The following is a 9,943-nucleotide window of genomic DNA, read 5'->3' on the forward strand; positions in this document are numbered from 1 at the left end:
TGCAAGAGCCAAAAGGCAACAGGGTAAAGAGCTACGAAGTTTTATTGTCTAAGAAAAAAAGACCTCAAAGGTTTATATATCCAATACAAACGCTATTTTAGATAAGAAAATAGAATCGGTTAGGTATAAGCGATTAGCTATAATAAAGTTTTGGCGAAATCCCTAAGATACCACAATCAATTCGATGAGAAACTGCTAGAACGAATACAATTATTTAACCATCGTTAAATAATTGTATAAAAAAACAGTATTAGGATGCGCTCCCAACTAGAACTAGCTATGGTTGAAACTTCTGTAAGTATTGCAAATCAATTGAGACAGCAAGGACAACAGAGTGAAGCAATTGCAGCATACCAGGAAGCAATTGAGTTACAGCCAGATAATCCAGGAATTTATCACCTTTTGGGACAATCTCAGGCTCAGCAGGGGGATTTAGAAGGTGCGATCGCAAGCTACCAAAAATCAATTGCCCTCAATCCCCAACAGTCGTTTTGGGTCTACAAACATCTCGGGGATGCTCTGAGAGCCCAAGGAAAACTGGATGAGGCGATGGTGGCTTACCAGAATGGGATGCAGTTCGAGCCAGACCATCCGGATTTTTATCACAATTTAGGACAAGCTCAAGCACTACAGGGAAATTTAGACGATGCGATCGCATCCTACCAAAATGCGATCGCACTCAATCCTAGCCATCCGTTTTGGATCTACAAAAATCTCGGGGATGCTCTGAGGCAAAGCAATCGAGTTGATCAAGCAGTTTGCGCTTACCAGGAAGCAAGTCAGTGTGACCCAGAAAATGGCAAAGTAGTATATCCTAACTTGGCACAATGTCAGCAGCAACAGGGAAATTTAGACGATGCCATCGCCTCTTACCAAAATGCGATCGCACTAAATCAAGACCAGCCAGCTTGGGTTTACCAAAATCTCGGGGATAGTCTGAGCTTACAAACTCGATGGTATGAAGCCATTACCGCTTACCGTAGCGCTATAGCCATTAACCCCACCATCAATGGGGTTAAAGAGAGCTTAGCCGATGCTCTGCGAGAAACCAAACAATTGGAGGAAGCGATCGCAGCCTATCGCGATGCGATTGAAACCAATCCCGACCGCTTTGAGTCTCACCATTGGCTAGGGGATTTATATCGAGAAAACAAGAATTGGCATGAAGCAGCAGCTGCTTACCAATCCGCCATAGAACTCAATCCCTACAATCCTTGGACTCACAATAATTTAGGCTTAGCCTTAGCCCAACAAGGGAAGCTAGAAGAAGCCGTAGCCGCTTATCAACAAGCCATAGCCCTATCCCCTAATCAGTACTTTGAGTTTTACCAAAAATTAGGGGAGGCTCTCACCCAACTCCAGCACTGGGAGGAAGCAGTTACCGCTTATAGTCGTGCCATTGACCTCAGTCCAGAAAATCCTGATTTATACTACCCCTTGCGCAAAGCATTGGAAGCATTGGGACAGTGGCAAGAACCAGACTATGAACCCCCATCAGAAGACCCTTGGCTAGCCGCTCACCAATGGGCAGATAGTTTGCGAGAACAGGGAAAAATAGCGGAAGCGATCGCAGCCTATCGCTATGCTCTCGATATCAATCCCAACTGTTGTGAGTCTTACCATTGGTTAGGGGATTTACTCTTAACACAACAGAATTGGGATGAAGCAGCAATAGCTTACCAGCGAGCTATAGAACTCAATCCTTACAATCCCTGGTCTCACCATAATTTAGGGCTAGCCTTAACTGAACACGGCAAGTTAGACGAAGCAGTAGCTGCCTTAAACCAAGCCATAGGCCTATCCCCCAACCAGTACTTTGAATTTTACCAAAACTTAGGAAATGCCCTCAGCAAACTCCACCGTTGGGATGAATCCCTTACCGCCTATGGCAGTGCTATTGAATTAAATCCAGGCCATCCTCAGTTACACAGTAGTTTAGGAAGTGTATTGGTTCAATTGGGAAAGTCCGATCAGGCGGTAGCGTCTTACCGTCGCTCTATACAGTTAAAGCCAGATGACCCCGAGATACAGGAAAAATTAGGAAATGTGCTTCGAGAAAGAGTCCAAGTAGATTTAGATCAAGCAATCAGCTGTTATCGTCGAGGCATTCGGACTAATCCAGATAATCTCGATAATTATCACAAGGCATTAGGGATACAATCCAACGATCCTGAACTGTATCTACAGTTAGGCAATACATTAGTTAAACAAAATCAGTTAGACCAAGCCATTATTTTCTACCAAATCGCCCTCGAGATCCAACCCGAAAATTATGAAGTAAACGCTCAGTTGACCAGGGTTTTGGAAAAACAAGGCAAGGTAGGGAGTAGGGAGTAGGGAGTAGGGAGTAGGGAGTAGGGAATAGGGAATAGGGAATAGGGAATAGGGAACAGGCAAGAGGCAAGAGGCAAGAGGCATACATGCTAAAGTTTGAAGGCAAGAAGTGTGTTTACAACCCAGATAAAAACCCTATAGCGTTTCTCGTAGCTATGAGGTACACATTATTTTTTCCCTCTTCCCTCACTTCCCCTCCTGGGAGGGGTTAGGGGTGGGTTACTCTTACCTCTTCCCTGCTCCCTGCTCCGAAGTCCCTGCTCCCTAAAACCCAGAAATTTGTACCTCACAAGTCGTAGAATTGCTATATATCATAACTACTCTAGAAGAGCCCAGGATTTTTTCCCATATCCGCTACTCCCTACTCCCTTTTCCCTACTCCCTTTTCCCGATTCCCGATTCCCTATTACCTGTTCCCTTTAAAACCTAACTATGGCAATCAAATTTTGGAATGGTATTGCATTAATTGCAGATGATACCTACAGGACTCAATTAATCCCAAAAGTAGGACGCTTAGATCACGATCAATCACTGCTGAGGGGGATTTTACCCCATATACCAAGGGGTGGTGTTGCCATAGATGTTGGTGCCAACATTGGCGATCACACCATTGCTTACTTGAATAAAGTTGGCCTAACTGGTCGAGTGTTAGCATTTGAACCCCTGCCAGAAGCTTATGAATGTCTCACGTTAAATGTACCAGGGGCAGAATCCTATAACTATGCCCTTTCAGACCAAGAAGAAACCCTGAATTTGGTGATTCGACCGAATACAGGAGAGAGTTTTTGCTCCTATTCAGAGAACTCACAAACCATTCGAGCTGTTCCATTAGATTCCTTTGAGTTTAGCCAGCTAGACTTGATCAAGTTTGATGTAGAAGGTTGGGAGTTGAAAGCCCTCAAAGGAGCGGAAGAGACTATCTATCAACATCAACCTCGGATGGTGATTGAGATTAACGAGAAAGTATTTAAACGAACCCTCGGGAATCGACAAGAGATTTACGATTTTCTGAAGCGACATGATTACGATTTACAACCAATACAACCAAAGACCAGCCTCAACACTGAGAGAATTGATGTACTGGCAGTACCAGCAAAAGCACAATACTTCTGTGGCTTCCAGCATAAATTAGGGGAAGCTTACACAGCAAATAATCAGCTTGATCAAGCTATCATCGCTTACCGTCGTGCGATTGGGCTTAATCCCACCATATCTTCCTATGATCACAACTTGGGGGATGTCTTGGAGAAACAAGGTCATCTGGAATCTGCGATCGCATTTTACCGTAAAGCCATTGAACTGAACCCTGATCACCATCAGTATCATATCACCTTAGCCAAAGCCCTAGCCCGAAAAGGCATGGCAGCTGAAGCAGTAACTGAGTATCGCTTAGGGATGTCCCTTAACCCTAACTTCCAGTGGTCAGAAGATAATTTTGGCGAAGCTTTATTAGAAGGTCTGTATAAACACCATAGTAAAAACCATAGTAAAGGTTTCCAAGGCAACCCTAGTCAAAAGAAGGACACAAGCCACGACTGTGGTGTCATTTTTTTAGCCATTGGTGAAAAATTTAAACAAGAATTTCTTAATGCTTATAAATTTTTCAATAAATCCAATCCTACCATCCCCATCTCCCTATTTACTGATTGCGCCATGGGGGAGTTAGATGGTTGTACAGTCTATCCCTTAAACGAAAATAAAAATCCTCATAAACTCAAAGTAGACATCTTGAAAAATAGCCCTTATCAAAAAACTCTATTTCTTGATACAGACACCTTAGTCGTTGCTGATATTTCCGAGATATTTTCCTTACTAGATGACTGTGATTTATGTATAGCCAGAGAACCTAATGTTGACTATAGTAAACACCCCTATAAATTTATTGGATATAAATCCCATAAATACATTAATACAGGAGTATTCGCTTTTAAAAAATGCGAATTCATTACTAAAATGATTGATGGCTGGATTACTATGATTTCCCAACGAAATGACTCAGATATGAGAGCCGGACATTTTGCTGACCAGTACTATTTCAACCAGTTATTACAATCGGGTTTCTTTGAGCAAGAAGGAGGCAAAGTAAAGGTCATAGACAACAATATTTACAATGTCAGACCACAGCCTCTGCCTCACCTGATCAAAGATGGCTTATTTAATCAAGCGAAGATAATTCATCTACGACTCTCTGCTTTTGTCCCATCATTAGTTTCTCTTAAAAAGAAATAGGGAGTAGGGAATCGGGAATCGGGAATCGGGAGTCGGGAGTCGGGAGTCGGGAGTCGGGTGGGGAGTGCATAATAAAGTTGGGTAGGGTGCGTTAGGGGGGCATTCATGTTTCGCCTCGTAGTCAGGGTTAGGTTGCTACCCGTAACGCACCACTGCTGAATCAAACAACTGTATCGCTTTTTTCAGATTGTCTTGCTTATAACTACGGATTCTGTGACTATAGGAAGACCAAGGTTGTTTTGAGAGTTTTTTTGAGTCATTGCCCAAGCCATGGGTAAGTCTTGTTTGGTGCGAACGGACGAAGCTTGTTGGAATGCTTCAATGGCAAGTTCTAGATTATAAGCCCTGTCCCCACGGATTCTGTTTCTGTAGACTTCCCCCAGGTTGGTTTGAGTCTGTGCCCAATGGTAGGGGAAGTCTGATTGAGTGTAAACTGACAAGGCTAGTTGGTATCGGGCAATCGCAAGTTCTAGATTCTCAGCCCTGTGGTGGCGGATTCTGTTTCTGTAGGCTTCCCCTAGGTTGGTTTGAGTCATTGCCCAATAGATAGGGAAATCTGATTTGGTGTAAACTGACAATGCTCGTTGGTAATGGGCAATGGCAAGTTCTAGATTCTCAGCCTTGTCCCCACGGATTCTGTTTCTGTAGGCTTCCCCCAGGTTAGTTTGAATCGCTGCCCAACTTTCCCGCTTACTCTCACGGGTAAAGACCTTTAGCACCTGTTTGTAACCAGCAATGGCGATTTCGATGTTATTGGCTTTATTGCCTAGGGGAAACTGCTGGATCAGGTGGCTGAATTCCCAAATAACTCTAGCGATGTATTCTGCTTCAGCTTCTGAGAGTTTAGGACTTGCCCAGGTTTCCAGGATATCGATCAACTTATCATCAAGTTTGTCTAGGTTGGCTGCCAGGAGTGGGTAGATCACTTTGGGGTCGCTATCGCTGTTGTCAGTTGCCAGCAATACCTCTGTCAAAAATTCCAGATAGTCTTGGGATGAGGGATTAGCTGAGGTAGGGGTTTCTGAGATTCCCAGCATGTCTAAAAGTTCACTCCTCAGACCCAGTAAAACCTCAGCGCTGTTTTGCTTGCCCTCTGTTGTCAGTTGTTCTGCTACTTGTGCCATTACCTGCAATAACTCTGAATCCAGTGACATACTCCCACACTGACAAGCACGGTTCAGTGTGGGCTTCTTACCAACTCCAGCTATTGCTTAGGATACTCGGTAAGCTTTATTAACGATACGGGATGCCCCTCCGCACCGGAACAATACAAAAAGTTCTATTTTTAAACACGCAGGTGGCGGTTAGCTCTTAATTTGTCTTCCCTGCTATTTTTATTATAACGTTTTTCAGGCTGTTTATCAGAGTTCCTGCCCGCGATTCATCCCTGGAGACGAAACCGATAGATAGGGTCGCCTTAATCAAAAAGTTTTAACCCTTTTCGCATAACCGACTAACCATAAAGGCGACCCTATCCTTACGGTAACTTTAAACACTCATGCTGCGCATTGAGGTGTGGGGCTTCTCGCGGAGGAAGCTAACTCACGGTTGCTCTCAAGAATTTGGAATTCTTCACCACTGGGACAAGTTAGCACTTGCTCGATCAGCTTCAGGTATGCTTGTAGTCTTTGTTTGTCCATTTTTCCTGGTTTTTTCCGGTGCATCTGAGCTTTGGCAACAATATGACCATTGAAGGCTAAAACACAACTCCCGTTCCCTGAACGGATTGATAAATTCTGATCTAAGCTGACAATTTTCCCGTCTAACGCACCCTACGAGATTGAATATAGAGCTGTTTTGGAGGCGATCGCTCTTCAATTTACATCACTCATTACCCCAATATTTGCACCCATAATTTTAGCAATTTGCTTCAGAATACGCAAGACATCATATAACTGATTCCTACGAGGTAGCAGCAGATAAAAAAGATTAGATAAATCATATTGGGGAACACCTTCGGTCAACATTTTAACAAACAAAAACTCATCCCCGCTACCAATCATACCATAGACAGGACGTTCAGGATTAGGATTTGCCATCATATAAGTCATTAGTTGAGGTAAAGCTACTGAAAAAGCAATAGTAGATTTAGATTCAACCAAGAGAACCCAAAGTTGTTGTGCAATAACTAAAGTATCAATTCGACCTCGTAAAATTTCATCCTTGTCTTCTACTTCCACTTCAACAGTCGTTTCAGTAGTGACATAGAAAGGTTCATCATATAAACCTGCCAAAGTAAGTAAAGGTCCAATTAGTAATTGATTAATCACACCTTCTGGGAGAGGACTTCGTTCTCTATGACGTAAAAATCGTCTTTGAATTTGGTCTAGGTTCTCTTGTTCTTGAGCAGTTAGTTGAGGTAAATCCTGTTGCCATTCCTGAAAGAAAAGGTCATTATCTGTAGGAGATAAATTAAACCTTTGCTTCAAGTCAGCTAAGGTAGCGATCGTTTTGGAAATGGGGTAATTTTGAATCATTATTCACTCTTCATCCAACTCAAAATCTACTCTTTCATACAAATTTTGAAACGAAATTTCAAAATCAGCTGAAGCCAATTTTAAAACTGATTCTCCCCCTTGATAATCATTGAAAAGCCATTGCCCATCCTCTTGCTTAAAATATTGAGCCACATAAAAACGATATTGATCGATTAAAATATATTCCTGAAATTCAGGGATAGAACGATAATATATGAATTTATCCGTCCAGTCGTAATCCCGCGTCGATTTAGAAAGGACTTCCACAATGAGTGAAGGATTGGTTACGTTTGTCTTACCCATTCCTTCATAGATTGGTTTTCCTTTAATTACCATTACGTCAGGATAGGTATAGAGGCGATATTGCGCTATGCACAAGCGGACATCATTGATATAGATATAATATTCTTGCTCCTTAATTGTCAAAGGAAATTTGCGACAGAAATTGAGCGCAATTTGATTGTGATTTGTCGTGCCTCCTGTCATGAGGATGATTTCTCCATCTCGATATTCATGTTTATCTATCGCTTCCTCCTCTAATGTCAAGTATTCTTCAGGCGTGTAGTACCGTTTTTCTGTTTGAATCACCATATTAATGTTCCTGATGCTGCGATCGTTGTTCAGTTGCCATTACTCTTTAGGATAGGTGTATCTTGCAAACTCCGCTCAGTATAGCGCTACGCGCAAGGGCTTTAGGCAAAAGCCATGCATGCTAAAGTTGACTACAACAGCTTTTGCTGCTTGTATCCATGTCAAACACCTTAATGTGTAGTGCTATATTTGATCCTGTAGTTCAGTTGGTAGGGTGCGTTAGGCAGTAAGGATTTTCCGATTCTATTCTAGCTTGGTGCCCTGCGACGGATTGATAAATTCTGAGCTACGCTGACCCAATTTGTTGGGATAAGCAATACTACCCACCTGACTTCCTTTCCCTTCAGGATAGAGATAATCACTCTCTACCACCCATTGCTTTTCAATCTGGTTATCCTTGTTACTGCGTGTCACTAACCAAGGATTAGGAACAGGTGGAAAAACTGTTTTAGTCTGCTTATTGTCATCAGTAACTTGAATTCCCTTGGTCAAAGCATCTGGCAACGCCCAATGTAAATGAATTCCCGCTTTCAGATACAAATTCTGATTTTGAAAAGGTTGAGAAACAATCTCTTCACTAATATTGGCAATATTATGATTTACGTCTCGCTTACCATCAAAATAAGGAAGGCGGCTAAAATCTGTCATCGCCTCTACTACAACGCGATCGCTTTCCAGATACAGAGCGTCTAAGTGGACAGCAACCATTAAAGCGGGAATTTTTCCAGCCAAAATTACCTCCTCTCCCAGAATATCAACAATCGGTTTCAGCCAAATTTCACAGGTAATTTCACTAGGATTTTCTCTGACACCTTTAAGTGTGCTTCAGTTTCCCAGAAATGATTAATTCTGCAACAAAATTTTACATTAAAGGGTATTGACAGGGTAATATAACTGGTATCTACCTTTGTGTAGCAAGGGATACAGCATATTAATAAAAAAAAAGATCGGTCAAGTTTTGGTTAACCCCAATGCTTGACCGAATTCTATTGTGTAAACGTCAACAACTACAGCTTAACTGCATTCAAATCTGAATAACTACTGATCAACTAATACATTCGTCAGTGGTCAGTGGTCAGTGGTCAGTGGTCAGCCATTGGCCATTGGCTGATAGCTGATAGCTGATAGCTGATAGCTGATAGCTTAAAAATAACCTCCACAATTACTGGTCGCCAGGGCGTCAAACCCTGGCAAAACCCTATCCTAGTCTACGTAGAAAAATCGAATCAAGGTGGTCATAACCTCACCGGGGTTTTCGGTAGGCTCGATAGCTTTTATAGGAACTGCCCACCGACAGTAACTTAATTATAAAATAGTACTTAATTGTCTACATTTTTAATAAAATTAATCCTCAGGTCGGCAGTGCATAATACCAATTTAAAACCTGACAATCTCGAAGGTAAGCACTGCCCACCCTACGCCAGCAGCGCGATCATGCTCTTGCTAGCATGCCTATTGCCTATTACCTATTACCTATTGCCTATTGCCTATTGCCTTAGCCAACTACGCCATCCCAAACTTATAATTGCCATACTTAATGTCATACCAAAATAAATTAGCGACTCTGTCTATAGACTCCTGATTATAATAATTAGTGTAATCATTATGTTTGTCTTGCTCTATCTTCGGACAATTCAGCTTCAGTCCTAGCAGAGACTCCAATAAAGTTACGTCTGATTCTAGAGTTTCAAAACGGATAACATAATCCACAAGAAACGTGTTATCCTCATCAAGTGCCGAGTAAGACAGTGAGTAAGCCGACAAATCAGTTAAGTGCTTACCTGCCTTGATATCCCATGATTTTCCTTTAGTGATCCACTCGGTAAAAGGCATTTTTTTGTTAGGATTGTACTGTTGTTTCTCCCAAAAGTAGAAGCCATTGTGATCAGGATTTCCAAAGGAGTACACAGAGACAAGCATATCCCAGGGGTTTCTAACAGAAGTGAATTTGAAGTAGCTATTCCAATCCCAACCCATGCGTTCAAAATGCTGTTGAACCATAGATGCTGGCACATGGGGATGGTTGTATCGCGGTTTATCTGTACTAACAATATCACTGTAAGGATCTAGTGCTTGTCTAATCGTAGTATCACCAGACCTGGGCTTGCCAATGAATACGAATTTATGCTTGTGTGATAGTCTCATTTTATAGCAGTTATTAATTGGATGAGGGAAAAAGTCCTGGGTTTTAGGGAGTAGGGAGTAGGGAGTAGGGAGTAGGGAGTAGGGAGTAGGGAGTAGGGAGTAGGGAGTAGGGAGTAGGGAGTAGGGAGTAGGGAGTAGGGAGTAGGGAGTAGGGAGTAGGGAGTAGG

The 9,943-nt window shown here is 42.3% G+C and carries 10 protein-coding genes; 3 read left to right on the forward strand and 7 right to left on the reverse strand.

Annotated elements, in window-relative coordinates; translation table 11 throughout:
* Nucleotides 1-279 precede the first annotated feature (279 nt).
* Nucleotides 280-2,337 (forward strand): tetratricopeptide repeat protein, encoded by a 2,058-nt coding sequence (locus F6K53_RS24610; protein ID WP_293071185.1) that lies wholly within the window; start codon nucleotides 280-282, stop codon nucleotides 2,335-2,337.
* Here the strand turns inward: F6K53_RS24610 and F6K53_RS24615 are convergent.
* Nucleotides 2,286-2,411, reverse strand: a complete 126-nt coding sequence (locus F6K53_RS24615) for a hypothetical protein (protein WP_293046225.1) — start codon at nucleotides 2,409-2,411, stop codon at nucleotides 2,286-2,288. The genes F6K53_RS24610 and F6K53_RS24615 overlap by 52 nt on opposite strands.
* Before the next feature lie 224 nt (nucleotides 2,412-2,635).
* Between F6K53_RS24615 and F6K53_RS24620 the strand changes: the two genes are divergently transcribed.
* Both F6K53_RS24620 and F6K53_RS24625 read left to right on the forward strand, forming a co-directional pair.
* The gene (locus F6K53_RS24620) at nucleotides 2,636-2,764 is read left to right on the forward strand and encodes a hypothetical protein (RefSeq protein ID WP_293071187.1); all 129 of its coding nucleotides are present in this window, start codon (nucleotides 2,636-2,638) and stop codon (nucleotides 2,762-2,764) included.
* A gap of 2 nt (nucleotides 2,765-2,766) precedes the next feature.
* A complete protein-coding gene (locus tag F6K53_RS24625) occupies nucleotides 2,767-4,563 on the forward strand; it encodes an FkbM family methyltransferase (RefSeq protein ID WP_293071189.1) in 1,797 nt (598 codons plus the stop codon).
* Here F6K53_RS24625 and F6K53_RS24630 read toward each other — a convergent pair.
* The 6 genes from F6K53_RS24630 to F6K53_RS24655 form a co-directional block, all read right to left on the reverse strand.
* Complete coding sequence (locus F6K53_RS24630) at nucleotides 4,509-4,670, reverse strand: hypothetical protein (RefSeq protein WP_158069770.1); 162 nt, start codon at nucleotides 4,668-4,670, stop codon at nucleotides 4,509-4,511. The genes F6K53_RS24625 and F6K53_RS24630 overlap by 55 nt on opposite strands.
* Nucleotides 4,671-4,745: 75 nt before the next feature.
* On the reverse strand, nucleotides 4,746-5,717 hold the full coding sequence (locus F6K53_RS24635) for a tetratricopeptide repeat protein (protein WP_293071192.1): 972 nt from the start codon (nucleotides 5,715-5,717) through the stop codon (nucleotides 4,746-4,748).
* 660 nt (nucleotides 5,718-6,377) lie between these two features.
* Complete coding sequence (locus F6K53_RS24640) at nucleotides 6,378-7,040, reverse strand: type I restriction endonuclease subunit R (protein WP_075903010.1); 663 nt, start codon at nucleotides 7,038-7,040, stop codon at nucleotides 6,378-6,380.
* A gap of 3 nt (nucleotides 7,041-7,043) precedes the next feature.
* Nucleotides 7,044-7,631, reverse strand: a complete 588-nt coding sequence (locus tag F6K53_RS24645) for a Uma2 family endonuclease (protein WP_293071194.1) — start codon at nucleotides 7,629-7,631, stop codon at nucleotides 7,044-7,046.
* A 243-nt stretch (nucleotides 7,632-7,874) separates the two neighbouring features.
* A complete protein-coding gene (locus F6K53_RS24650; RefSeq protein ID WP_293046215.1) occupies nucleotides 7,875-8,363 on the reverse strand; it encodes a hypothetical protein in 489 nt (162 codons plus the stop codon).
* A gap of 771 nt (nucleotides 8,364-9,134) precedes the next feature.
* On the reverse strand, nucleotides 9,135-9,943 hold an 809-nt coding region (locus tag F6K53_RS24655), incomplete at its 5' end, for a sulfotransferase family 2 domain-containing protein (protein ID WP_293082519.1).

Origin of the sequence: Moorena sp. SIO4A1 (genome assembly GCF_010672065.1) — a bacterium.
Classification (GTDB): domain Bacteria; phylum Cyanobacteriota; class Cyanobacteriia; order Cyanobacteriales; family Coleofasciculaceae; genus Moorena.

Coding starts and splice junctions, on each gene's coding strand:
- F6K53_RS24610 (WP_293071185.1), top strand. CDS start 280: ATGGTTGAAACTTCTGTAAGTATTGCAAATCAATTGAGACAGCAAGGA.
- F6K53_RS24625 (WP_293071189.1), top strand. CDS start 2,767: ATGGCAATCAAATTTTGGAATGGTATTGCATTAATTGCAGATGATACC.
- F6K53_RS24630 (WP_158069770.1), bottom strand. CDS start 4,670: ATGAATGCCCCCCTAACGCACCCTACCCAACTTTATTATGCACTCCCC.
- F6K53_RS24635 (WP_293071192.1), bottom strand. CDS start 5,717: ATGTCACTGGATTCAGAGTTATTGCAGGTAATGGCACAAGTAGCAGAA.
- F6K53_RS24640 (WP_075903010.1), bottom strand. CDS start 7,040: ATGATTCAAAATTACCCCATTTCCAAAACGATCGCTACCTTAGCTGAC.
- F6K53_RS24645 (WP_293071194.1), bottom strand. CDS start 7,631: ATGGTGATTCAAACAGAAAAACGGTACTACACGCCTGAAGAATACTTG.